This is a genomic window from Amycolatopsis sp. QT-25 (assembly GCF_029369745.1).
GTDB lineage: Bacteria > Actinomycetota > Actinomycetes > Mycobacteriales > Pseudonocardiaceae > Amycolatopsis.
The window spans coordinates 4,962,123-4,986,681 of sequence record NZ_CP120210.1 but is presented as its reverse complement, the minus strand read 5'-3'; the positions used below and the strand labels follow the sequence as shown (position 1 = coordinate 4,986,681).

Sequence of the window (24,559 nt, the reverse complement as noted above, 5' to 3'; positions counted from 1 at the left end):
GGGCCCTTTCGCGTTACGGGCGTAGAACATCGGTGCCGAGCGGGGGGTTCACCGACGAGGCACGCCCGCGCTGACGAGAACGGCCACCAGAAACAGTCCACCAGCGACGGCCGCCGACACCTGTAGTCCTGTGGTGCAGGCGGCTTTCGCGGCTTCCAGCACTTCACCGGCCAAACGCGGCTCAAGACCCGAGGCAGCCGCTTCGGCTTGAGCGGGTCCCGACAAGGCGAGCAGCCGCGCCGGTTCGGGTAGCCCGGCCGGAACGGACAAGTGCCCCGCGTACACCGCGGCCGCCAGGGAGCCGAACACCGTCGTCCCGAAACCGGCGCCGAGTTCGTAGCCCGTCTTCTCCACCGCGGCGGCGCCGCCCGCTTGGTCTTCCGAGGTCGCCGAGAGGAGGGTGTCGGTGCTCGAAGTGAGTGCGAGCGCCATACCCAGCCCCAGTCCCGTCATTCCGGCAGCGAGCAGCACCGGTGAGGTCAGCGCGGCCGGACCCGCCGCCGGGACCAGCAACGACACCGCCGTCACCGCGAACCCGGCCGTGCGGACCCGCGCGTTGCCGAACCGTCCCAGCAGCGAAGGGGCCACGACACTGCCGACGGCCGAAGCACCCAGCACCAGGAGCAGCCGGGACGCCGCCGCCGTGGGCGAGAGGCCGAGCACCACCTGGAGGTACTGGGCGAACAGCAGGCCAAGGCCGACCAGTGTGCTCATCACCAGCAGCACCCCGCCCACCGCGGCTCGCACTCCCGGCAGACGGAACAGGGTGAGGTCCAGCAGCGGCGGATCGGTCCGGCGCTGGCGGCGCAGGAACAGTCCGATGAGGACACTGCCGGTCACCCCCGAAACGGCGGCCGTCATCCAGGAACCGGGCTGCCCGGCGGCGAACGCGATCCCCAGGACACCGCCCGCCGCGAGGGCGGCGCCGAGCGCGTCCCACGGCCGCCGGCCCGGCGGATTACGGGGGAGCCACCGCAGCGCCAGTACCACCGCCGCCAGGATCACCGGCGGGTTCAGCAGGAACGTGGCCCGCCAGCCCCATGCCTCGACGAGCACCCCGCCGAGGATCGGCCCGAACACCGACCCGGTGCCCGCGATCCCGCTGCACACCGCGATCGCCGTGCGGCGATGCCGCTGCTCCGGGAAAAGCTCGCGGAGCAGCGACATCGTCACCGGCATGATCATCGCGCCGCCACAGCCGAGCAGGGCGCGGAAACCCAGCAGGACCGGGACGTTCGGCGCGAACGCGCAGCCGAGCGACGCGACACCGAACACGACGTACCCGGAGACCAGCACACGCCGTCGCCCGTACCGGTCGCCGAGGGTGCCGAACGGCAGCAGCAGCGGCGCGGCGGTCAGCGGGTAGATCGCCACGATCCACACCTGCGCCGCCGCGCCGGGCCGCAACTGCCGGACGAGGTCGGGCAACGCGACGTGCAGCACGGTCGCGTCCACCGCGACGAGGAAGAGCCCGGCGCCGAGTACCGCCAGCAGCGGCCAGGCGCGGATGACCGCTCGCTCGGCCCGGGCCGTGGTCACAGAAGCCCCGTCAAATGCCTCGCGACGACGTCGACGTGGGGCGGGTCGACCACCGACAGGTGATGCGCCTCGACCGGCACGATCTCCAGCCCTGGGCACAGTTCCGCCCAGCCCGCCGCGAGATCCGTGCGCGAGTACCGCGGTTCCATCGCCAGTCCGGCCGCGTACTGCTCGGTCGCCCGGTAGAGCACGACACGGCCGTCGTAACGGCGGGGAGTGCCGCGTTCGGCCGCCAGTGTGTCCAAAAAGGACTGCCGCTGGTGCCGGAGCACGCCGGGGCTGAGCAGGCCCGCTTCGGCGACCCGCCGCATGGTCAGCTCGATCTGTTCCTCCTCGGGCAGCGGTGCCAGTTCCTCGTGCCCGAGTCGCACTTCGCGGCCGTAGGTCCCTTCGACGTAGCCGGTGAACCGCAGGAACCGCCGGGCGGACGACGCGCGCGGATCGAGATCCGGTTCCGGCAGCGGGAGCATGGTGTCGATCAGCGCGACGAATTCGACCTCTTCGCCTTCCTCGGCGAGGCGCGAGGCCACGCCGTAGGCCAGCGCGCCACCGAACGACCAGCCCGCCAGCCGGTACGGCCGGCCGCGACCCTGTTCCCTGACCAGCGGCAGGAGCTGTTCGACGCGCTCCTCGATGCCGACACCGGGAACGCGTTCGAACCCGACGCACGGCACTGACGTGGGCAGCCGGTCCAGCAGCGGCCGGTACACGGTGCAGGTGCTGCCGCCGGGGTGGAACAGCAGCAGCGGCGCGACCCCGGTTTCACCGGCGGCGAGCACGTGCACCGGTCCCCGCTCCTCCCTCGTGTCGAGAACGGCGCGAGCGACCTCGGCGATGGCCGCGAGGGAGTCGTGCCGCCGGAGTTCGGCGGCGTCGACAGGCGTGTCGAGTTCGGCGCTGAGCCCCTCGGCGAGCAGTTCGGCCAGCCGGTCCGGGGTGCCGGTCTCGGTCAGCCGGACCTGCGTGCCGCCCGCGTCGGTCCCGGTGTGCTCCTGCCACAGGCGCAGGACCAGGCGGTCGGCCGCGTCCCAGGCCCGCCCGCGGGCAGCGAGCGGTTCTTCGTCCTCGCGTGGCGTGAGATCGCGGCCGAGATCGGCGAGGGTGGCACCGCGGAGCACGCTGACGGCGTCGGGTTCGGTGCCGAACTCCCGGCGGACGGCCTCCCGGATCCGGTTCGCCATCAAGGAGTCCAGTCCGAGTTCCACCAGCGGGACGTCGGCGTCGATCCGGTCGGGCCGCAGCCCCATGACGGCGGCGACGATCTCGGTCAGCCGGTCACCTCCGCCGCTCCGCACGGGTTCGGGCTCCGGCGTACGGGCCGCGAACGAAGGCGCTTCCTCGGCGTCGGTGTACCAGTGCCGTTCGTGCCGCCACGGCATCGGCGGGACGTCGACCAGGCGGGCGCCGTCGTCCGGATCGGCGGGGGTGATCCGGGTACCCGCGCAGTACAGTTCGGCCGCCGCGGCGCCCAGCGCGCGGACCTCGTCCTGGCCCCGGCGCAGCGTTCCGGTGACGACGGCGTCGTGGATCCCCTCGGCTTCCAGCGTCCTCGCCACCGATCCCCGCAGGATCGGATGCGGCGACACCTCGAGGAAGACGCGGTGCCCGTCCGCGGCGGCGGCCGCCACGGCCTGCCGGAACCGCACCGGACGGCGCAGATGCGCGGCCCAGTACCCGGCGTCGAAGTCCGGCAGCTCCCGTGGATCGGCGAGAACCGTGTCGTACCAAGGCACCGCCGGACGGCGGCCCCCCAGTTCGTCGAGCGCTTCCCGGAGCGCGGGCAGAATGGGGTCGACGCGGGCGGAGTGCCCGGCGACCTCCACCGGCAGCAGCCGCGCCGTCTGCCCGGCGGCTTCGAGTTCCGCGACGAGCAGCTTGAGCACGGTCGCGTCCCCGGCGACGGTCAGCCGGCCCGGCGCCGATTCGACGGCGAGTTCGATGTCCGGGTACAGCTCGAGTTCCTCCGGCGCCAGTTCCACCGCTGCCATCGCCCCTCCCGGCCCGACGGTGCCCAGGAGCCGGGCGCGGGTCGCGACCAGGTGGACGGCCTCGTCGGGGGTGAGCACGCCGCTCACCACGGCGGCCGCCGCGGAGCCGAGCGAGTGCCCGACGACGGCCGCGGGCCGGACCCCGAGCGCCTCCCACTGGGCGGCCAGCGCGATCTGCGTGCCGAAGATGGCGGCCTGGGTTCCGGGCAGGGACAGGGATTCGGTGCTGGTGAGCAGGGCGCGCAGTGATCGGCCGGTGTGCTCGGTGAACAGGTCGTGGAGCTTGTCGACCTGGGCGGCGAAGGCGGGCTCGGCGGCCAGCAGCCCGCGTCCCATCCCCGCCCACTGGGAGCCGTGACCGGAGAACACGAACACCGGGCCGTCACCGCTCCGCGTGGTGCCGGCGGCGGCGCCGGCGGGCAGCGGATCGGCGCCGGTGCCGACGGCGCGCAGCAGTACCGCGAGCTCGGCGGTGTCCCCGGCGACGACGGCGGCGCGATGCGGTCCGCCGTTGTCGCGCCGGAACAGCGTGTGGGTCACGTCGGCGAGGGAAAGCGACGACGCGGCCGGGGACTCCAGCCAGTTCGCCAGCTGGGTCGCGCGTTCGGTCAGCCGGTCGCGGGTGCGGGCGGACAGCAGCCCGATCCGGACGTCCTCGCGGTCCGGGGCCGGTTCCGCGGCGGGAGCCTGCTCGAGGACGACGTGCGCGTTGGTCCCGCCGAACCCGAACGCCGACACGCCCGCCGTGGCGCGGCCGGACCGGCGTGGCCACGGCGTCGGTTCGGTCACCACCTTCAGGCGCAGGTCGTCGAACGGGATGTGCGGGTTGGGAGCGGTGAAGTGCAGCTGGGGCGGCAGCTCGCCGTGGGTCATCGCGAGCACGACCTTGATCAGCCCCGCGATCCCCGCCGCCGCCTCCGCGTGCGCGATGTTCGTCTTCACCGAACCGATCAGCAGCGGGGCGTCGGCCGGGCGGTCCTTGCCGAGAACGGCGCCGAGGGAGCGTGCCTCGATCGGGTCACCCAGCAGCGTCCCGGTCCCGTGCGCCTCGACGTAGTCCACAGTGGACGGGTCGAGCCGGGCGCCGTGGTACGCCGTGCGCAGCATGTCCTGCTGCGCGACGGGGTTCGGCGCCGCCATGCCCTGGGACCGGCCGTCGGAGTTGACCGCGGTCGAGCGGATCACCGCCAGCACCCGGTCGCCGTCGTACTCGGCGTCCGCCAGCCGCTTGAGCACGACGACGCCGCAGCCTTCGGCACGCGCGATGCCGTCGGCGCCCGCGGCGAAGGTCTTGCACCGGCCGTCCCCGGCGAGCAGTCCGGCGGCGGCGAACGCGGCCGTCGGCCCGGGCAGCAGCATGAGGTTCACCCCGCCCGCCAACGCCAGCTCCGCCTCGCCGTCGCGCAGCGCGCGCACCGCGTGGTGCACCGCGACCAGCGACGAGGAACAGGCGGTGTCCACCGCCATACTCGGCCCGCGCAGGTCGTAGACGTAGGAGAGCCGGTTGGCGGAGATGCTGCCGGCGGCACCGGTCGCCGTCCACAGGTCGACTCCGCCGCCCGCCATCGTGAGGTGCCCGTAGTCGTGGGTGGAGATCCCGGTGAACACGCCGGTCCGGCTGCCGCGCAGGGAGGCCGGGGCGATCCCGGCGTGTTCCAGCGCCGCCCAGGCGACCTCCAGCAGCATCCGTTGTTGCGGGTCCATCGTGGCCGCTTCACGCGGGGTGATGCCGAAGTGCTCGGCGTCGAACCCGGCCACGTCGTCCAGGAAGCCGCCGACGATCGGCGCCGCGTCGGCGCTCCAGCGGCCCGGCGGCGCGGTCCGGACGGCGTCCCGTCCGCTGCGTAGCAGGTCCCAGAACTCGTCGAGGCCGTCCGCCCCCGGCCAACGGCAGCCGAGGCCGACGACGGCGATCGGGTCGGTCCGGCGTCGGTCCGTGCCCGAAGGTTCCGGTTCCGGTTCGGCACCACCGGTCAGGGAGCGGGCCAGGTGGTCGAGGGTCGGGCTTTCCCACAGCAGGGTCGCCGGGAGCGGGGTGCCGAGCAGGTTTTCGAGATCGCCGGCGATACCGACGGCCTGACGGGAGGACAGGCCGTAGTCGCTGAGCGGACGATCGGCTTCGAGCCGGGCCGGGTCGACGCCGAGGTGTTCGGCGACGGTGTCCAGCAGCCAGCGGCGCAGTGTGGGGGTGTCGAGCGAGGGGTTTCTCATCGCACCAAGGCCTTTCCGTAGTCGCCTGCGAGGTAACGGTCGCGGCAGGCGGCGCGCGCGATCTTGCCGCTGGAGGTCCGCGGGACCAGTCCCGCGGGGACGAGCACGACGTCGCGCAGCGCGAGGCCGTGCGCGTCGGAGACGAGCCGCCGGATCACCACGGCGAGCGCCCGCTCGTCCTCGGGGGTCAGTGCGCTGTGGCCGCGGTGTTCGGCGACGACGACCGCGGCTTCGGTGTCGGTGCCTTCGACGGCGAACGCGGCGACACTGCCGGGACGGATGTCGCGATCGGCCGAGGCCGCCGTCGCTTCGACGTCCTGCGGGTAGTGGTTGCGGCCGTCGACGATGAGCAGGTCCTTGATCCGGCCCGCGATGTAGACCTCGCCGTCGTACCGGACGCCGAGGTCGCCGGTGCGCAGCCACGGTCCGGCAGGCAGTCCACCGTGGTCACCGGTCAGCCGGGCCCCGAAGGTTTCGGTGCTCTCCAACGGCTTCTGCCAGTAGCCCGTGCCGACGTTGGGCCCGTGGACCCAGATTTCGCCGACCGAGCCGTCGTCCAGCGCGACCCCGGTATCCGGGTCGACCAGCGCGACCCGCTGCCCCACCGGGACGCCGCAGGCGACCAGCCGGAGACCGGTGTCCGCCTGTCGCGCCGTCCCCGCGCCCAGGGCGGCGCGGTCGAACGTGGTGACCCGCGGCGGAGTCGCGGGGCCGGTGGTGACGAAGACCGTCGCCTCGGCCAGCCCGTACGCGGGACGCGTCTTCTCCGGCCGGTAACCGGAGCCGGCGAAGGCGGCGTGAAACCGGTCGAGGACGTCGGGATTGATCGGTTCCGCGCCGTTGACGATGGCGGCGACCCGGTCGAGGCGGAGCTTGGCGCGGTCTTCCTCGCGCACGCGGCTCGCGGCGTAGTGGAACGCGAAGTTCGGGGCGGCGCTCCAGCTCCCGTTGTGGTCGCCGAGCAACTCCAGCCAGCGCACCGGGCGCTCGATGAAGGCCAGCGGATCCATCAGCACCGAACGCATGCCCAACGCCAGCGGCGTGATCAGGCCGAGCACGAGACCCATGTCGTGGAACAGCGGCAGCCACGACACCGTGGTCCCCGCCGGGTCCATGCCGAGCCCGTGCACCGCCTGGCTGACGTTGGCCAGCACGTTGGCGTGGGTGAGCACCACTCCCGCCGGGCTGCGAGTGGAACCGGAGGTGTACTGCAGGTACGCCACGTCGTCCGGCGCCGGGGACGGGGCGGGCCAGGCGCGGACCGGGCCCGCGACGGGCTTGTCGGCCGCGACGACGGTGACCCGGTCGCCGCCGGGCAGTCCGGCCAGGAACTCGCGGACCGAGTCCTCGGCGGCGCTGGTGGTGATCACCGCGGTGGGGGAGCAGTCGGTCAGCACCGCGGCGAGCCGTCCGGCGTGCCCGGGCAGCCCGGGGTCGAACAGCGGAACGGCGATCGCGCCCGCGGCGATCGCGCCGAGGAACGCGACGACGTACTCGGCGCTCTGCGGGCACAGCACCGCCACCCGGTCACCGGGCCGGACGGGCAGCGCTCCCGCGACGGCGTCGACGCGCTCCTGGAGCTGCTTCCAGGTCAGGGTCCGTCGCCGCCCGGCGCGATCGGTCGCGAAGTCGGTGAAGGTCACCGCGGGCCGGTCGCCCTCGGTGCCCGCCCACTGCCGGAGGCAGGCGGGGAGGGTGGGGCCGGCCGGTTCGGGCAGGTTTTCGGGGGCCAGGGACATGACGTCTCCTCAGTGTCTGGTGGTGAACCCGCGGACGCGATCGACGTCGGCAGGGCGCTGTTCGGCCGGCTACGTCACGGTGGCGGCCAAAGGCGCCCTGCCACCGCGATAGCGGGGCCTTCGGCAGGCGGGCTCGGGGTGCGGGGATTTCAGCGGCCGAGTGGTCCGGCGGCGTGCCGCCAGGCGGCGACGGCGAGGGCGTCGAGATCGAGGCCGGTGGTCCCGGCGTCCCGAAGCACGACCAGTACGTCGTCGGCGGCGATGGCGACGGTGCGCAGACGCAGTCCCGGCAGCTCGGGGGGCTGTCCGGGGAGCGTCAGGAGCTGCTGATAGGAAAGGGTTCCGGCGCCCGGAACGACGGGAGCGGGGTGGACGGTGACGGCCGACACCGCGGTTCCGGCCGCGTCGTCGACCGTCACCTTCGAACACCGCCCGGCCTGAGCGGCCCATGCCGTCAGATCCGGTGGGTTCGTCGTGCGCGCGACGAGTTCGGAGACCTGCCCGCCGGGCACGGCGGACTGAAAACCCCGGCCGGTGGCGTCGGTGCCGACCAGCCTGCCGTGGACGACGTCCGCACAGCCGTCGACGTCGACCCGGCTCTGCCGCCGATTTCCCGTGTCCGAAGTGGATAGTGCCGCGCGGAGGTCGAAGCCGTCGCGCCCGGACGCGTGCGGGACGGTTTCCGGCGGAAGGAGGGCGGCGGGCGGAACGGCGGGGGCAGGCGGCGCCGCGGCCGCCGGTGTCGATTCTCCCGGTGCTCCGGAAATGGTCACCACTGCGGCGGTGGCGACGACGAGCGCGCGAATTCGGGCAGCCATGAATAGCCCTTTCGGAAGGGTTCCTGATGGAGTCGTGGTCCCTTCGGTGGGACGCAGGCGCCGGGTCACGTCAGTGGACGCCGACCGGGGCGGCAGGACGAAGGCTACGACGGGAAATCGAATACCGGAAGGCGTCAAGAGAACGTAAATGTCCTTCGTGTACAGGCGGTGACCTGCGACTTCCAAGAGTTTCGCTGGTGTTCGAGCCAATTTGGTACCGCCGTGCCACAGTCGCTCACTGTCCGTGAGTGGTGGGGTCACCCTGATGGGGGAGGTGGGCGCATTTCTTGTTTCCCTGGCATTCATATTGTCCTCCCGGATTGTGGGCAGGACAATTGCCCGCAAGGGGGTCGTCCGCTTAATGTGGCCGCACCACCGGATTTCTTTTCCGAGTAATCGCCGTCACATTTTCGGATTCGATCGAACGACCGGGACAAAGGATTGACCTATGCGCATTACTTCGAGGCGGCCGCGGACCGTCGCGTCGCTGGCGGCCGTGGCGTGTTTGCTGCCGTGGCTGGTCGCGGCCCCGGCGCGGGCCGAGAGCGGGGTCCCGGACGTCCGCGCCGACGACGGCTCGCACGTCGTCGCCCAGACCACAGTGGACGGTGACCCGCGAATGCTGGATCTCACCGTGCGCTCGGTCGGCGTGGGGAGTTACGCGATGGTCCGGCTGATCCTGCCGTCGCGGTGGGCCGCCGAACCGGACCGCGAGTGGCCCGCCGTGTACCTGCTCGCCGGGGAGACGCGGCTGCAGGACTATCGCGGCTGGACGGCCAACACCGACATCCGGGAACTCGCCGACGACTCCGGCGCGCTGGTGGTGATGCCGGGTTCCGGTTCCGCGGGGTTCTTTTCCGACTGGTGGAATTACGGCAAGGACGTCGTGCTCAACCAGTGGGAGACGTTCACCGCGGTCGAGATCCCGCAACTGATCGACCGCGGCTATCGCGGAGACGGGCGGCGGGTCGCGGCAGGGCTCTCCCTCGGCGGGTACGGCGCGGTGGAACTGGCCGCCCGGAGACCGGGGGTGTTCCGCTTCGCCGGGTCGTTCAGCGGCAACCTCAACCCCACCGGCCCGTACGGCGAGCTGCTGACCAGCGCGATCGTCGCCTCGGCCCGGCAGGATCCCGAAGCGCTCTGGGGCGACCGGCGGCGCCAGGCGTCCCGCTGGGACGCGCACGATCCGCTGGTGAACGCGGATCGCCTGCGCGGCACCGAGTTGTACCTGTCGACGGGCAACGGCCTGCCCGGACCGTACGACGGAAAGCTCCCGGTCGACGTACTGCCCGGCGCGATGCTGCTCGAATTCCTCTGTGCCGGCCAGACCACCGCGATGGCGGCCCGGCTGAACCGTCTCGGCGTCCCGGTCGAGACGGATTTCTACGGGCCGGGCACGCATCACTGGGCGTACTGGCAGGACCAGCTGCACAAGACCTGGCCGCGGATGCTGAGCGCGCTCTCGGCGCCGGTGAAGGCGGGGGAGGCGTCATGACTCGTCCGTCCTTCGTGGTCACCGGGGCGTCGAGCGGGATCGGCCGGGCCTGCGTGACCGAACTCGTCCGGAGAGGCGCCCACGTCTGGGCCAGTGTGCGCACCGACGCGGACGAAACGGAACTCGACGGCACGTACGGCGAAGCGGTCACCGTGCTGCGAATGGATCTGCGGGACGCGGCGTCGATCGCGGCCTGCGGCGAGAAGGTCGCGGCGGCGGGACCGCTGCGAGGACTGGTGAACAACGCCGGGATGGCCCGGCCCGGACCGCTGGAACACGTCCCGCTCGAGGATTTCCGGCAGCAGCTGGAGGTCAACGTCACCGGTCAGCTCGCCGTCACGCAGGCGATGCTGCCCGCACTGCGCGCCGCGTCCGCCGCCAGGGTGGTGACCGTCGGATCGATGGGCGGGCGGATCGCCGGGCCGATGGTCGGGCCGTATCACACGTCGAAGTTCGCCCTGGTCGGCTTGACCGACAGCCTGCGCGCCGAATTGGCCCCCTCCGGGATCGGCGTCGTCCTCGTCGAGCCCGGCGCGGTCGCCACCTCGATCTGGCCACGCGCTCGCGCGGCCGCCGAGGCGATACGCGCCGCCCTGCCGGAGGCGGCGCGGGAAAGGTATGGCGCGCAGCTGGAAGAAGCCGAACGCAGCGCGGAACGGTCCGCCCGGAACGGTGTGCCGCCCGAGCGGGCGGCGCGGGTCGTGGTCCACGCGCTCACCGCTCGCCGTCCCGCGCCGCGCTACCTGGTCGGCCGCGACGCGCATGTCGCGGCGGCGTTGGCGAACCTGCCGTTCCGCCTGCGCTACCGGTTGACGGCGGCGAAGCGGTGACCCGGCTCGTCGTGATCGTCGCTCCCGGTTCGCGGGGCGACGTCCAGCCGTGTATCGCCTTGGGACGTGGTCTCGACGGTGATCGGGTCCGGGTGCTGGCGGCCGAGCGGTTCCGGACGCTGGTGACCGGGCACGGCCTGGACTTCGCGCCGCTCTCGGCCGATCCCGGTGAGGTCCTCGGTTCGGCCGGGGGACGCGAATGGACCGAGGGCGGCCGCGATCCCGCGACCTTCCTGCGCGGACTACGGGGTGCGCTGGCCCCGGTGCTGGAGCGCCTGCTGGCCGACGTCCACCGAGGAGCGGAGGGGGCGGACCTCGTACTCGCCCCGACACTGGGCTTCCTCGGCGCGCATCTGGGCGCCTCGCTCGGCGTTCCCGACGTCGAACTGCACTATCAGCCCAGCGTGCCGACACGGGCGTTCGCGCATCCGCTGCTGCCGTGGGCCGCAAGGACCGGGCCTTGTGGTCGTCAGCTGAGCTTCCGTGCCGTCGATGCCGTCGCGTGGCAGGTGCTGCGCCCCGAGGTGGACCGGTGGCGGGAGCGCTCACTCGGCCTGTCCAGGGCGGGCGTACGCGGGCCCCGGCGGAGGGAAACCCCGGTGCTGTGCGGATTCTCCGACGCCGTGGTGCCCCGGCCGAAGGACTGGCCCGCCAGGGTCCACGTCACCGGGTACTGGTTCCTCGAAACCCCGGCCGAGTGGCGCCCGGACCCGCGTTTGCGGAACTTCCTCGCCTCCGGGCCGCCTCCGGTGTACGTCGGTTTCGGCAGCATGCGGCCGTCGGAGGCGGAACGGACGTTCGCCGCCGTCCGCGCGGCGTTGCGCCGCGTGGGGCTGCGCGGCCTGCTCGGCACCGACCTCGTGGCCGAAGACGACGATCTGCTGACGGTCGGGGACGTACCGCACGCGTGGCTCTTCCCGCGCACCGCGGCGGTCGTCCATCACGGCGGAGCGGGTACGACCGCGGCGGCGTTGCGCGCGGGCGTCCCGTCGCTGGTCTGCCCGGTCTTCTCCGACCAGCCCTACTGGGGCGGCCGGGTTTCCCGGCTCGGCGCCGGGCCGATTCCGCTCCCGCTACGGGAACTCACCGAGGACTCCTTGACCGCGCGGCTGCTGGAACTGTCCGGCAACCTCCTGTTCCGCCGCGGCGCGCAGTACGTCGCCGCCCGGTTGCGCGAGGAGGACGGGGTGGCGCGAGCCCGGGAGGTGCTGCGGGAAGGTTCCCCCCTTCTGCGCCGGAAGGCGTAACTCGCGTGTCCAGACCCGTGACTCGCGTGCTTGACGGCGTAACTCACGCGAGGCCGGATCGCGCGAGTCTTACGCCCCGAATCACGCGAGTTACGCCGCCAAGCACGCGAGTTACGCCTGGAGACACGTGTGTTCCGTGTAGGAGCCCGCCGCGGCGGGCGACCTGGTGGCCGGCCGAATTTCCGTGGGATGACCCTGTCCGTCGACGCGGCGCGTGGCGTGCTGCGGAAGTGCTCCGCTTGACCCGGTCTTTAACAACTCTTTACCAAGTGCGATACTGGACCGGCGAGGGGAGTACTTCCCAAGAGTCTGCCCGGTCAATACGGACACTCCGCTGTGTCCCCGGGAGGCCGCCCATCGGGTGAAGGAGACCTCGGACTTCGAGGAGGCTTCATGCCCGAGTCCGTGGCAACCGTGGGATCGCCGGGGTTGTGGGCGATCAGCATCGCCGTCCTGCTGGGGCTGCTCGTCGCCGACTTCGCCGTCACTCGTCGCCCGCACGAGGTGTCGATACGGGAGGCCGCCGGCTGGTCGGTCTTCTACCTCGCGCTCCCGGTCGTGTTCGGGCTCTGGCTCTGGCTCGAATTCGGTGGCGGTCAGGCGCTCGAGTTCATGACGGGGTTCGTCGTCGAGAAGTCCTTGTCGGTGGACAACCTGTTCGTCTTCATGCTCCTGCTCGCCGCCTTCGCGGTCCCGCCTGCCGTACAGCAACGTGTGCTGCTGTACGGCATCGTGGGCGCGCTGGTGCTCCGCGGCGTGTTCATCGCGGCCGGTGCCGCGATGCTGTCGGCCGGCACCTGGGCGTTCCTGGTTTTCGGCGTGATCCTGCTGGTCTCGGCGATCAAGATCCTGCGCGAGGCGATGTCCGACGGCCCGAGCGAAAAGGATCTCTCGCAGCTGCGGTCGGTCCGGTTGCTGCGCAGGCTGATGCCGGTCACCGACGACTACCGCGGCACCCGCCTGACCGTGCGTGAGCACGGGCGCCGCGCGCTCACCCCGCTGGCTGTCGTGGTCGTCGCGGTCTTCGCCACCGACGTGGTGTTCGCGGTCGACTCGGTGCCCGCCGTCTACGGCATCACCGAAGACCCGTACCTCGTGTTCGCCACCAACGCCTTCGCCCTGATGGGGCTGCGCGCCCTGTACTTCGTGCTCCATTCCGCGCTCGCGAAGCTGGTCCACCTGAACCACGGCCTCGCGATCATCCTCGCCTTCATCGGGGTGAAGCTGGTCCTGCACTGGGCACACGGGATCTGGCCTGCCGTGCCGCAGGTCCCGACCCCGGTCTCGCTGGGCGTGATCGTCGCCGTCCTCGTCACGGTCTCGTTCACCAGCGTGTACGCACGGCGTCGCGAAGCCACCCGGACGGCGCAGGAGTGAGCGATGATCACCGGACTCGTCGTCGGCCTTCTGCTCGACGTGGCGGTCGCCGCCCTCTTCTTCGCCGCGTTGCTGCTGGTCTTCGCGGCGATGCGGCCACCGCGCTGAGGGTCAGGGGAACCGGAGTGACGCGCTCGCCGGGCGGCAGCCCTTGCCCGTCGCGGACAGCCTGTCGCCGGGCTGCGCACTCGGGCGGTCGAGGGCCAGGTCGCGCCCGGCGCTCGCGCTGAACCCCGGGGGCGGCCGTCGGCGGCCGCCCCCGCTCCGGGTCACGACTTGCGGTGCTTGCCTTCGTCGTCCGTGACCTCGAACTGCTCCTTGCGGATCTTGCCGGAGACCGTCTGGTCCTCGGTGACGGTCTCGGTCTTGAGCCGCGCCCGTTCGACCGCGACGGTTTCCTTGTTCACCACCGGTTTTTCGGCGTGCAGCACGACTTCCTGCTCGTCCTCGCCGATCTCCACCCGCTCGCCGCCGGGCTTCGTGATCGGTTCCCGTTCGATCCGCACTTCTTCGTGGCTGACCGGAACGGTGATCTGCTGCTCCTCGGTGACGACGTACTTGCGCAGCCGGACATGACCCGTCTCGACCCGCTCGGTGCCGACGTTCAACCGCTCTTCGGAGCGCGTCATGGTGGACTCGGTGTCCCGATCCTTCATGCCGGCGCCCGCGTCCATCGCGGCCTTGTCGCGATCGGTTCCGCCCGGTCGCCCCTGCGCCCGCTCGTCCATCCGGCCGTCCGGCGACGTCCGCGGCATCGGCAGCCCGTAGTGCTTGTAGAGCCGCGCGCTCTCCTCCGCGGACAGGTGCCCGTCTGCTTCGATCCGGGGCGCGTCGGTGACGGCCTCCTTGTCGACGCGGACGTGCACGCCGTCGCGGTCCGCATGGGCGCCCGAGAGCGGGACGAAACTTTCTTTGGTACCGAACAGCCCCGTCTTGACGGTGATCCATTCCGGCTGGCGGGTCGCGTCGGCGAGATAGACGTTGCCGACCTTCCCGAGTTTGTTCCCCGTCGGGTCGACCACGGCGCTGTCGATGAGTTCCTGCGGCTGCATGGTCTTCGCCATTTGCCTGCTCCTCTCGAACGATGCTGCTGAGAAGCCCACCGTCAGCCGGGCCGGTGATCATGGCAACCGCCGTGGGGTAACTGTGGGTGACCCCTGAAAGTGATGGTTTGAAGGCGCTCCGACGGGCTATGTCCGCCGTGTTCTCGCAGGTGAAAGAGGGTCTGCGGGCTGTGATCGCGGAGTCTGGATTGGTGCGAAGGTGTGGATCTGTCGCGTCGAGAATTCGGCTGCGGGGTGTCCGCGCCTGCCCTACCCTGGTGCTCGTGATGCAGCAACTGCTGTTCCTCTGAGGAACGACGCCTCCACCGGCACCGCGCGAGCGCGCTACCGGAGTTCGTTCTTCCTGCTCATCACCTTTTCACCGGAGGAGTCCCTTCATGTCATCCCCTCTTTCGCCCGCGGCGCACGTCCGCCTGTCCGGCGTCCACTTCTCCTTCGGGGAACGGCCCGTGCTCTCCGGGGTCGCGCTCGCCGCCGCCGCCGGCGAGCGCGTCGCCATCGTCGGGGAGAACGGTCGCGGCAAGACGACCCTGCTCCGGGTGCTCGCCGGTGACCTGACCGCCGACGAGCAGCTCGCCAGGGCGGGCACTCCGGGGCTGGGCGAGCTGGGTCTGCTCGGTGGTCACGACCGGCGCCGTCCGGCGGCCGAGCTGTCGGTCGGTGCCCGGCGGCGGCTGGACCTGGTACTGGTGCTGGCCCGCCGTCCGCACGTGGTGCTGCTGGACGAGCCGACCAACCACCTGTCCGCCACGCTCGTCGACGAGCTGACCGCCGCACTCGAGGTGACTCCTGCCGCGGTGGTGATCGTCACGCACGACAGGCAGCTGTCGCGGGACACGGAGAACTGGCCGAGGCTCGCGCTATGAGCCGTCAACCACGGTGGGCGACGGTGTAGCGCACGGTCTGCGCCAGCACCACGCTCCCGTCGGGTTCGCGCAGCGGCTCGAGTTCCGCGAGCACGGCCCGGCGCACGGCGTCGAGGCGGTCTTCCGGGATCAGCTCCCAGAACATCCGCTGGCCGTGCGACCAGGACCAGGTGATCCAGTGCCCGGGGTCGGCGAACTTCACCGGATAGACATGTTCCACGGACGTGACACCGGTGAAGCCCGCCGACTCCACGGCCTGGCCGAAACCCTCGACGGTGGCGAACAGGCCGGACCTGACGGCCAGGGTCCAGGCCAGCTCCGGCGGTACGAACGGTTTGAACACCTCGCGAACGGCCGCCCACCGGGGATCGTCGGCGCCGAACGTGGTCACGCCCAGCCTGCCGCCCGGCGCGAGCAGCCGATGCCAGGATCGCAGACCGGCGACCGGGTCCGGTAGGAAGAACACCACGAACGACGCGAGGAGCACGTCGAACGCGGCCTCGTCCAGTGTCGGTTCTTGGGCGTCCATCAGGGAAACCGAGGCGTTGGTGAGCCCGCGGTCTTCGATGTCCTTCGCGGTGCGGCCGATCATTCCCGCGGAAAGGTCGATACCCAGCACCGATCCGCTCGCGCCGACCCGTCCGGCCGCCGGGAACAGCACCGCGCCACGTCCGCAGCCGACGTCCAGCACCCGCTCGCCGGGGACGAGCCCGACCCGGTCGAGCAGCTCCGCGGCGAACACGCCGAAGAAGTCGACGCCGAGAGCGTCGTAGGTCTCCGCCGTCCGGTCGAACAGCCGCGCCATCGCCTGCCGCGTGTAAGCGCTCATGCGCAGGACGATGACCCGGCGAAAACCGCGTTGTCAACCGGATGCCGGGATTTGTCATGTCGCTGTGGGCGGTGGTGCCGGGGATTCGTTCCGGGGTGTCCATTCTTCGGCCGGGCTGTGGAGGCATCCGGCCCGCGTGTCGCGAACGCCACTTTCGTATCCGATGGTCGGGGTTCGTGCCGGGTGGTGTGGGCGGGGAGGGGTTCCGGGCTTCGACCGACCGGCACGCCCCCTCGACGATGGAGGAAGACGATGGAGGAATGGGGTCGACCCGAGACCTGCCTGGTCAGGTGTAGGTGAGCAAATACCGGCCCGGTTCCCTTCGCAGAACCCGGAGCGCCACTTACGACCTTCTTGCGAAACGCCCAATCGGGTGTGACGAGTCCGTCCCGCCGCCGAGATCCGAATCACGCACCGACCAGCGGTCACGCGACCGCGCCGAATCCTGGGCTTCACGTACTCGGCTCAAAAGGCGCGCGACACCTGCGAGAGAACGATGAGCCCGCAGAAGACCAGGTTCTTGTACTTGTGGTCGACCAGGATGGCCACGAACTCGCGGATGGTGGCGCTCGGCCAGAAGTACCACGCCGTCGGCGATCCGATGACCTGGCCGCTCACCTTCGCGCGGCGGGCGATGAGGGCGGCGCGGAGCACGTGGAAATTGTTCGTCACCACCGTGCACCGGTAATCCGGCTTGCGCTGCTCCATGATCTCGGCGCTGAAGGTGAGGTTCTCGAAGGTCGTCCGCGACCGGTCCTCCAGGAGGATCCGCTCCCGCGCGAGCCCGTTTTCGGCCAGATAGTCGGCCATGGCGTGAGACTCGGGCAAGGCCTCGTCGGGCCCTTGCCCGCCCGACGTGACCACCATCGGTTCCCGGCCGCGGCGGGCCTCCGCGGCCACGACGCGTTCGGCCCGCTTCAGGCGACTGGCCAGCAGCGGCGGCACCTGGTGACCGTCCAGCAGTCCCGAGCCCAGTACCACGACGAAATCCACGCCCTTCTCGGTGCGGATCCGGCCATAGACGATCGAGTACAGGAGAAAGCAGACGAAGAGGAACGAAACGTAGACGACGATTCCATTGAGGCTGCCGCGAAGGATGTCGAGAGGCTCCCATGCCAGCTGCGTGACCGTCGCGTTGAACACGATCAGCACGCAGATACCGACCCCGGTCAACAGCGACAGCACGTTGGACAGCCTGCGTCCTTCGCGGCGGAGCATGGTGATCCCGTTGCAGATCAGGAAGACCGTGAGCGCGAGGGCCGTCGGGACGATCAGCAGGAGCACACCGACCGCGACGAAGCCCGCGGCCTCCGGCGACACCGAGGCGAGCAACGCGATGAAGGTCACGCCGAGGAACAGAAGCGCGAAGAAAAGGTAGAAGCCGTTCCGCAGCCGTCGCCGGTCGCGAAGGAAGCTCATCAGGAAAGCCGCGCAGCACAAGGCCGCGATGGCGAAGGGAATTGCGGCGGCCCTCACGAGATCTCCAGCCTTCGGACGATGCGGCGGCAGTGAACCATACGACGGGGACACCGGTGGTGCCGTCGGTGGGTGTCGCCTTTCCTTGTCCGGCAGGCTTGTTATCGCACCCGCTGCACCGGCCGCTCGTCCCATACCGGTTCCGGCGTTTCCCGGACCCGCCCATCCGAGCCGAACACGAGGAACCGGTCGAACGAGCGCGCGAACCACCGGTCATGCGTCACCGCGACGGTGGTGCCTTCGTAGGCTTCCAGCGCCTGTTGCAGTGCTTCCGCCGAGGCGAGGTCGAGGTTGTCGGTCGGCTCGTCCAGCAGCAGGATGGTGGCGCCGCCGATCTCCAGCAGCAGGATCTGGAACCGCGCCTGCTGCCCGCCGGACAGCTTCTCGAACCGCTGGTCGCCCTGGCCGTCGAGTTCGTAGCGGCGCAGGATGTTCATCGCGGGCCCGCGGCTTCGCGCGTAGCCGGTCCAGAGGATGTCGACGAGCGTGTGCCCGAGCAGTTCGGGATGGGCGTGTGTCTGCGCGAAATGGCCGGGGACGACGCGGGCGCCGAGTTTCCACCGTCCGTCGTGCGCGACGTCCTCGCCCGCCAGCAGTCGCAGGAAATGCGATTTGCCGGAGCCGTTCGAGCCGAGCACCGCGACCCGTTCGCCGTAGAAGACCTCCAGGTCGAAGGGTTTCATCAAACCGCGGAGTTCGAGCCCTTCGCAGGTGACGGCGCGGACACCGGTCCGGCCGCCGCGCAGGCGCATGGTGATCTTCTGTTCCCGCGGGGGGGCGGCAGGCGCTCCGGCCTCCTGGAATTTGCGCAAACGGGTCTGCGCGGCGTGGTAGCGCGAAGCCATTTCGTCGCTGCGCGCGGCGTACTGACGCAGGTCGGCGACGAGTTTCTTGAACTGGGTATGCTTCTCGTCCCACCGGCGGCGGAGTTCCTCGAAGCGTTCGAACCGTTCCGCGCGTGCCTGGTGGTAGGTGTCGAAGCCACCGCCGTGCACCCAGACGTCGCCGCCGGCGGGACCGGGTTCGACGCTGATGATCTTCTTCGCCGCCCGCGCGAGGAGTTCCCGGTCGTGCGAAACGAACAGCACGGTCTTCTGGGTCTCACGCAGCCGCTCTTCCAGCCACTGCTTGCCGGGGACGTCGAGGTAGTTGTCCGGTTCGTCGAGCAGGAGGACGCCGGAACCACCGAGCAGCAACGCCTCCAGCACCAGCCGTTTCTGTTCACCGCCGGACAGGGTGCGCACCTCACGCCGGCGTGCCTTCTCGTACGGCAGGTTGAGCGCCGCCGTCGTGCACTTGTCCCACACGACTTCGGCTTCGTAGCCGCGCGCGTCACCCCAATCGCCGAGCGCCCGGGCATACGCCATCTGGTTCGCTTCGTCGTCGCGTTCCAGTAAGGCGAGTTCGGTCTCGTCGACGGCGCGGGCGGCGGCGCGAAGCGCTTCCGACGAAACGGACACGAGCAGGTCCCGGACGGTGCGTTCGTCGCGCACCGATCCGACGAACTGGGGCATCACGCCGAGTCCGCCACTGATGGTCACCGAGCCGCCGTCGGGCGTGAGTTCGCCCGAGATCAGCCGCAGCAAAGTGGTCTTGCCCGCACCGTTGGCGCCCACGAGCGCGCAGACGCTGCCTTCCCCGACCCGGAACGAGACGTCGTCGAGGAGCAGCCGCCCGTCGGGTAGGTGGTACTCGACGTGTGCGACTTCGACGTGACCCATTCCGTCAGCCTGCCCGCGGACGCGGGCGTCACGCAACGCAATATCTCCGGTAGTGTCGGTGACGTGGAGCGAACCTACTTCGGCGTGCGGCTCAAGCTGATGCTTGCGTTGTTCCTGCCCGAGTTGTTCGTCATGTTCCCGGTCGTCGGTGGGGAAAACCCGCTGAGCCTGGCCGCCGCGCTGACGGCGTCGGTGGCGCTGGCGAACCCGCTCGGGCTGGCCGCCGCCCTGACCGCGTCCCTCGCCGTCGTCCTGCTCGCGCTCGCGGCGCACTTCGGCCTGGAACCGGCGGCCGCCGCGATGCAGGTGCGCGCCATCAGCCTGCGCGAACGCGCGCGGCTGTACTTGAGCCTGCGCGACCCCGACGCGCGTGGCCGCGTCCGGCCCCGGGCTCCGTCAGCGGGCATCGTGGCTGCCTGATCTCTCCTCGTCCGAAGGTGAGGCAGTCACTCCTGCCCACACACCTTCAATCGACGGAGTGACCTGGTCGTGTTCGATGTCTTCCTGTACCCCGTTTCCGCCATTCTCTGGTTCTGGCACAAGGTTTTCGGCGCCGTTTCGAGCCCGGACTCGGGCGTCGCCTGGGTGCTGTCCATCGTGTTCCTCGTCTTCACCCTCCGCCTCCTGCTGGTCAAACCCGCTCTCAGCGCGCTGCGGGCGGGCCGCCGTATGCAGGCGCTCGCTCCGCGGATGCGGCAGCTCAAGCAGAAATACGGCAAGGATCGCCAGCGGATGGCGAAAGAGATCCAGAAACTGCACGCCGAGACCGGGGTGAGCCCGCTGGGCGGCTGCCTTCCGGCGTTGATCCAGCTGCCGGTGTTCCTTTCCCTGTACTGGGTTCTGCGCGCTTCACCCCGGGAGCCGCGTCGAACCACGTCTTCGACCGGGCCGGGGTGGAGTCCTTCTTGAACGCCGACCTGTTCGGCGCGAAGCTCGGCAACTGGCTTTCGCAATCGGCGGCGGAGCTGGCCGCGTTCGGCACCGATCACGTCCACATGATCGCGGTCGGGGTGCCGCTGATGCTGATCGCGAGCCTGGCCACGTTCTTCTCGCTGCGTTCGGGGCTCACTCGGCAGACCGCGACCGCCCCGGAGGCGGCGGGGATCACCAAGCTGATGATGTACCTGGCGCCGGTCGGCATGCTGGTCTCGGGAGCGTTCTTCCCGGTGCCGATCGGCGTGCTGCTGTACTTCCTGGCCACCAACGTGTGGACGCTGGGGCAGCAGCATTTCCTCACCAAGGTCGTCGACAGGGAAGAGGAGACCGGACGGCGGGCCGCGGTCGAGTAGCGGGGGACCGGTCCCGCGGGACCGGTCTACCCTCGGCCTGATGAAGCTCCAGACGGCGGCGCGCGTTCGAGTGACCGTGGCGCTCGCCGCCGGCTGCCTGCTCGCGGGGTGCGGTGCGAACCCACCGGAGCAGGCGCCCGCACCGTCGACGGTGGCGCCGTCGCCGACCGGTCCGGATCCCGCGCTCGTCTCCTGGGCGGGAAAGTACTGCGGCGCGGTCAAGGACATGAGAGTGATCGTCTACAGCCTGGCCAAGGGATACGAAATCAAGAGCCGCGCGGATCTGCCGAAAGCGGCGGCTTCGCTGACCAAGCTGGACTCCGCGCTGGCGGCGGCGATCGGCGGACTGGAGAAGCTGCCACCGGCCGCGCCGCCGGCGCAGGAGGCCAACACGCTCTCCGCCGGAGAGCTGGCCTTCTACCGGAAGCTGCGCAAACAGGTCACCGAGTCGCTGGCGCTGCTTCCGAAGGGCGGCGTGGAATACGCCCAAGCGTCCCTCCACGTGATCGGGATCGACTTGGTGTCGCACAGGTCCGTCGTCGAGACCGGTGAGGTTCCCGGCCTCGATTCGGCGATGAAGGCCGACAAAGCGTGCGAGCTTGTCGGCTAGCTCACGGAAAGTCGGCCGATGAACTGTTCGGTACCGGCGTGTCGGGCAAAGCCGCGTCGGGAATCATCTCGCTCGCCCGGGAACTGTTCCCGGGCGGGTGGGTGTTCCCGGCGCCGTCCGGCGCCGGGAACGCGTTCGCAGGTGACGGCCGGTGAGCGACGCGGAGTCTTCGGCCAGAGCCGACGGCGTCCCCTCGAACACGACCGTCCCGCCGTCGGCGCCCGCGCCCGGCCCGATGTCGATGACGTGATCGGCGTGCGCGATCACCCGCTGGTCGTGTTCGACCAGGACGAGGGTCGCGCCGCCGTCGACGAGCTCGTCACAGAGGGCGAGCAACCGGTCGACGTCGCTGCCGTGCAGTCCGGCGGTGGGTTCGTCGAGGATCAGGCGCACTTCGTCCGCGGGACCCGCGTCGGCGAGGTGACGGGCGAGCAGCAGCCGCTGACGTTCGCCGCCGGACAAGGTGTCGAGGCCCTGCCCGATCGTCAGGTAGCCGAGCCCGACCCGGTCCAGCCAGCGCAACCGCCGCGCGATGGGCGCGCTCTCGTCGAACAGGGCGGCGGCGTCCGCGGGGTTCATCGCCAGGATGTCGGCGATGGTCCGGCCGTTCAGGCGCGCGTCGAGCGAGGCCGGGTTGAACCGGGTGCCGCCGCAGGCGTCGCAGCCGGTCTGGACGTCGTCGAGGAACGCCAGATCGGTGATGATGACGCCCTTCCCCTTGCAGACCGGGCAGGCTCCCCGGCCGTTGGCGCTGAACCACGACGGATGTTTCCCCGTGGCTTTGCCGAAGGCTTCGCGAATGGGTTCGGCGACACCGAGCACCGTGGCGGGGGTGGAGCGGATGCCACCGCGCAGCGGAGCCTGTTCGACGACGACGAAATCGGGGTGCCGCCGGGGAAGTTCGCCTGTGATCAGGGTGCTCTTCCCGGAACCGGCGACACCCGAGACGACGGTCAGGACGCCGAGCGGGATGTCGACGGTGACGTCACGCAGGTTGTGGCTGCGGGCGCCGGCGATCGTCACGGTCCCTCGGGCGGCACGGGGCCGCTCGCGGAAATGCAGCGGGGCAGCGAGAACCCGTCCGGTTTCGGTGCCGGCCGCGACGAGATCGCGGGGGGCACCTTCGAACTGGACGCGTCCGCCGCCCTCGCCGCCGGACGGTCCGAGATCGACGACGTGGTCGGCCGCCGCGATGACCGCGGGATGGTGTTCGACCACGAGGATCGTGTTGTGCGCGTCGCGGAGCTTGGTCAGCAGTTCGAGCAACCGGTGCACGTCGTGCGGATGCAGGCCGGTGCTGGGCTCGTCGAACACGTAGCAGACGTCGCTGAGCGCGCTGCCGAGGTGGCGGACGATCTTGACGCGCTGGGCTTCGCCGCCGGAAAGCGTCCTCGACTCCCGGGAGAGGCTGAGGTAGCCGAGGCCGACCGAATCCAGCGCGTCGAGGTGTTCCCGGATCGCCTGTACCAGTGGTGCCACCGACGGATCGCGCACCGCCGCGACGACGTCACGCAGATCGCCGACCGGCATCGCGGACCAGTCCGCGATGGACCGCCCGTCGATCAGGCTGCCGCGCGCCGCTTCGGAGAGGCGGGTCCCCGCGCACTCCGGGCAGACGCCGCGGCTGACGACCCCGTCGAGCCCCTCCTGTTCCTCGGCGGTGAGGCGCGACGGCGTCTTGCGCAGGTAGGAGTCCCGCAGCCGGGGGACGACGCCGTCGAAGACGCCGTGCTTGGGATAGCCGGAGCCCGGATCGTCGAGGCGTAGTCCTTCGGCGTGTAGCAGGGTCTCGACCTTCCCCGCCGGTAACCGTCCCAGCGGGACATCGGGATCGACGAGTCCGGAGTCGACGAGCCGTTTCCACCGGTAGGTGCCGGGGGCGAAGGTCGGGAAGCGCACGGCGCCATCACGCAGGCTTCGCGAGCGGTCGAGCAGCCGGTCGAGGTCGATGTCGTCGATCACGCCGAGTCCTTCACAGCGCGGGCACATGCCCTCGGGACTGTTGAACGAGTAGGCGGGGGTGAACCCGGCACCCGGCTTGCCGAGGCGGGAGAACAGCAGCCGCAGCAGCGGCGCGATGTCGCTCGCGGTGCCCACGGTGGACCGCGCGTTCCCGGTGAACCGCCGTTGATCGACGATCGTGGTGAAGACCAGACCGTCGATCCGGTCGACCTCGGCGGGCGGATGCTGGGGGAGCCGGTTCCGCACGAAGGCGGGATAGGTCCCGGTGACCAGACGCTCGGCTTCGGCCGCGATCGTGTCGAACGCCAGTGACGACTTGCCCGACCCCGACACGCCGGTGAACACCGTCAACCGGTGTTTCGGCACCCGCACCGACACGTCGCGGAGGTTGTTCGTCCGGGCTCCTTCCACCGTGATCCACCGGCCACGCTCATCTTGAAATTTCGCCATGAAGCCAGGCTACGATGAGATGTGGCCGGTTTTCGGCCACAATTAACGGGAGGCGTCATGACGGCACCACGGGAACGGATGTTGCGGCTGCTGTCGCTCCTGCAGTCCGGCCGCCATTGGCCCGCCGCCGACCTCGCGACGGCCATGGAAGTCCCGCCCCGCACGCTTCGCCGCGACATCGACCACCTTCGCGGCCTGGGGTATCCCGTGGAGAGCAGCCGCGGTCCGGGCGGGAACTACCGTCTCGTCGCGGGGGCCGCCCTGCCGCCGCTCATGCTGGAACACGACGAGGCCATCGCCACCGTGCTCGGGTTGCGGCTCGCCGCGGCGGGCGGGACCGGCGTCGACCTGACCGCCGAGTCGGCGGACCGCGCCGCCGCGAAACTCCGGCGTGTCCTGCCCGCGGCGCTGCGGAAACGGACCGACGAAATGCTCGCCGCGGTCGAGTTCGGGATCGGTGAACCACCGCGCGTCACTCCGGACGTCTTGACCGTCCTCGCCGCGGCGATCGCGGCTCGCCGGTGCGTCGAGTTCGCGTACACGGCGAAAGACGGCCTGTCGTCACGGACCGTCGAGCCGATGCGCCTCGTCCAGCTCGGCAGGCGGTGGTATCTCTACGCCTGGGACCTCGGCAGACGGGATTGGCGGAGCTTCCGCCTCGACCGGATCACCGAGCCGAAGACGACCGACGTGGCTTTCGAGCCCCGCGCCCTCCCCGTCGACGACGTCGCGGCTCATCTGCAAGAACGCTTCCACAGTCCGAAGTCGCTCCGGATCACGCTGACCTTGGGCGTCGGCGCGGAGGAGGCCGCGGCCCGCCTTCACCGGATCGACGGGAGTTTCGAAGCCCTCGGTGACCATCGCTGCCGCTATGTCGCGTACGTCGATTCCTTCGAGTGGCTGGCCGTTGTCCTCGTCCTCGCCGACCTCTCGTTCACGGTGGAGGAACCGGCGGAGTTCGGCGAGTACCTCGCGCGGATCGGGGGACGGCTGATGCGCGGGAGCAAGGGACCCCACGGCGATCACGCGTGATCGAAGGGCGAACACG

General features: G+C 70.7%; 18 protein-coding genes and 1 pseudogene. 10 read left to right on the top strand and 9 right to left on the bottom strand.

The window, feature by feature from the left end:
* Positions 1–48 precede the first annotated feature (48 nt).
* The 4 genes from P3102_RS23030 to P3102_RS23015 all read right to left on the bottom strand — a co-directional run bounded on the left by P3102_RS23030 (position 49) and on the right by P3102_RS23015 (position 8,295).
* The gene (locus P3102_RS23030) at positions 49–1,539 is read right to left on the bottom strand and encodes an MFS transporter (protein ID WP_276361672.1); all 1,491 of its coding nucleotides are present in this window, start codon (positions 1,537–1,539) and stop codon (positions 49–51) included.
* Positions 1,536–5,738 carry a beta-ketoacyl synthase N-terminal-like domain-containing protein gene (locus tag P3102_RS23025; protein ID WP_276361670.1) on the bottom strand — a complete coding sequence of 1,401 codons (4,203 nt, stop codon included), beginning with the start codon at positions 5,736–5,738 and terminating at the stop codon, positions 1,536–1,538. The genes P3102_RS23030 and P3102_RS23025 overlap by 4 nt, the downstream gene beginning before the upstream one ends.
* Positions 5,735–7,477: a fatty acyl-AMP ligase gene (locus P3102_RS23020; RefSeq protein WP_276361669.1), complete on the bottom strand. Its 1,743-nt coding sequence runs from the start codon at positions 7,475–7,477 to the stop codon at positions 5,735–5,737. Before P3102_RS23020 ends, P3102_RS23025 begins: the two co-directional genes overlap by 4 nt.
* Before the next feature lie 149 nt (positions 7,478–7,626).
* A complete protein-coding gene (locus P3102_RS23015) occupies positions 7,627–8,295 on the bottom strand; it encodes a hypothetical protein (protein ID WP_276361667.1) in 669 nt (222 codons plus the stop codon).
* Positions 8,296–8,743: 448 nt separating this feature from the next.
* Here P3102_RS23015 and P3102_RS23010 point away from each other — a divergent pair, with 448 nt between their 5' ends.
* The 4 genes from P3102_RS23010 to P3102_RS22995 all read left to right on the top strand — a co-directional run bounded on the left by P3102_RS23010 (position 8,744) and on the right by P3102_RS22995 (position 13,244).
* On the top strand, positions 8,744–9,790 hold the full coding sequence (locus tag P3102_RS23010) for an alpha/beta hydrolase family protein (protein WP_276361665.1): 1,047 nt from the start codon (positions 8,744–8,746) through the stop codon (positions 9,788–9,790).
* The gene (locus P3102_RS23005; protein WP_276361664.1) at positions 9,787–10,620 is read left to right on the top strand and encodes an SDR family NAD(P)-dependent oxidoreductase; all 834 of its coding nucleotides are present in this window, start codon (positions 9,787–9,789) and stop codon (positions 10,618–10,620) included. The genes P3102_RS23010 and P3102_RS23005 overlap by 4 nt, the downstream gene beginning before the upstream one ends.
* Positions 10,617–11,867 carry a glycosyltransferase gene (locus tag P3102_RS23000; protein ID WP_276361662.1) on the top strand — a complete coding sequence of 417 codons (1,251 nt, stop codon included), beginning with the start codon at positions 10,617–10,619 and terminating at the stop codon, positions 11,865–11,867. Before P3102_RS23005 ends, P3102_RS23000 begins: the two co-directional genes overlap by 4 nt.
* Before the next feature lie 393 nt (positions 11,868–12,260).
* Positions 12,261–13,244, top strand: a complete 984-nt coding sequence (locus P3102_RS22995; RefSeq protein WP_276361661.1) for a TerC/Alx family metal homeostasis membrane protein — start codon at positions 12,261–12,263, stop codon at positions 13,242–13,244.
* A 269-nt stretch (positions 13,245–13,513) separates the two neighbouring features.
* On the opposite strand, the gene P3102_RS22990 is transcribed toward P3102_RS22995, so the two are convergent.
* Positions 13,514–14,308 carry a PRC and DUF2382 domain-containing protein gene (locus tag P3102_RS22990; protein WP_276361659.1) on the bottom strand — a complete coding sequence of 265 codons (795 nt, stop codon included), beginning with the start codon at positions 14,306–14,308 and terminating at the stop codon, positions 13,514–13,516.
* A gap of 461 nt (positions 14,309–14,769) precedes the next feature.
* On the opposite strand from P3102_RS22990, the pseudogene P3102_RS22985 reads away from it, so the two are divergent.
* Positions 14,770–15,174, top strand: a pseudogene (locus P3102_RS22985) (ATP-binding cassette domain-containing protein); the annotation flags it as partial.
* Between the two features lie 4 nt (positions 15,175–15,178).
* Here P3102_RS22985 and P3102_RS22980 read toward each other — a convergent pair.
* The 3 genes from P3102_RS22980 to P3102_RS22970 all read right to left on the bottom strand — a co-directional run bounded on the left by P3102_RS22980 (position 15,179) and on the right by P3102_RS22970 (position 19,200).
* Positions 15,179–16,003 (bottom strand): class I SAM-dependent methyltransferase, encoded by an 825-nt coding sequence (locus tag P3102_RS22980; RefSeq protein WP_276361657.1) that lies wholly within the window; start codon positions 16,001–16,003, stop codon positions 15,179–15,181.
* A gap of 465 nt (positions 16,004–16,468) precedes the next feature.
* The gene (locus P3102_RS22975; protein ID WP_276361656.1) at positions 16,469–17,479 is read right to left on the bottom strand and encodes a YdcF family protein; all 1,011 of its coding nucleotides are present in this window, start codon (positions 17,477–17,479) and stop codon (positions 16,469–16,471) included.
* A gap of 101 nt (positions 17,480–17,580) precedes the next feature.
* Entirely contained in the window at positions 17,581–19,200 is a 1,620-nt protein-coding gene (locus P3102_RS22970) for an ATP-binding cassette domain-containing protein (RefSeq protein WP_276361654.1), read from the bottom strand.
* Positions 19,201–19,263: 63 nt separating this feature from the next.
* Between P3102_RS22970 and P3102_RS22965 the strand changes: the two genes are divergently transcribed.
* From P3102_RS22965 to P3102_RS22950, 4 genes are all read left to right on the top strand, one after another.
* Positions 19,264–19,620: a DUF6412 domain-containing protein gene (locus P3102_RS22965; RefSeq protein WP_276361653.1), complete on the top strand. Its 357-nt coding sequence runs from the start codon at positions 19,264–19,266 to the stop codon at positions 19,618–19,620.
* A gap of 69 nt (positions 19,621–19,689) precedes the next feature.
* Positions 19,690–20,109, top strand: coding sequence for a membrane protein insertase YidC (gene yidC, locus P3102_RS22960; RefSeq protein WP_276361651.1), 420 nt, complete (start codon positions 19,690–19,692; stop codon positions 20,107–20,109).
* The gene (locus P3102_RS22955; RefSeq protein ID WP_276361649.1) at positions 20,106–20,489 is read left to right on the top strand and encodes a YidC/Oxa1 family membrane protein insertase; all 384 of its coding nucleotides are present in this window, start codon (positions 20,106–20,108) and stop codon (positions 20,487–20,489) included. Before yidC ends, P3102_RS22955 begins: the two co-directional genes overlap by 4 nt.
* 40 nt (positions 20,490–20,529) lie before the next feature.
* Positions 20,530–21,099: a hypothetical protein gene (locus P3102_RS22950; protein ID WP_276361648.1), complete on the top strand. Its 570-nt coding sequence runs from the start codon at positions 20,530–20,532 to the stop codon at positions 21,097–21,099.
* A gap of 63 nt (positions 21,100–21,162) precedes the next feature.
* Here the strand turns inward: P3102_RS22950 and P3102_RS22945 are convergent, their stop codons facing one another.
* On the bottom strand, positions 21,163–23,511 hold the full coding sequence (locus P3102_RS22945) for an excinuclease ABC subunit UvrA (RefSeq protein WP_276361646.1): 2,349 nt from the start codon (positions 23,509–23,511) through the stop codon (positions 21,163–21,165).
* A gap of 57 nt (positions 23,512–23,568) precedes the next feature.
* On the opposite strand from P3102_RS22945, the gene P3102_RS22940 reads away from it, so the two are divergent.
* The gene (locus tag P3102_RS22940; protein WP_276361644.1) at positions 23,569–24,543 is read left to right on the top strand and encodes a YafY family protein; all 975 of its coding nucleotides are present in this window, start codon (positions 23,569–23,571) and stop codon (positions 24,541–24,543) included.
* Positions 24,544–24,559: the final 16 nt, after the last annotated feature.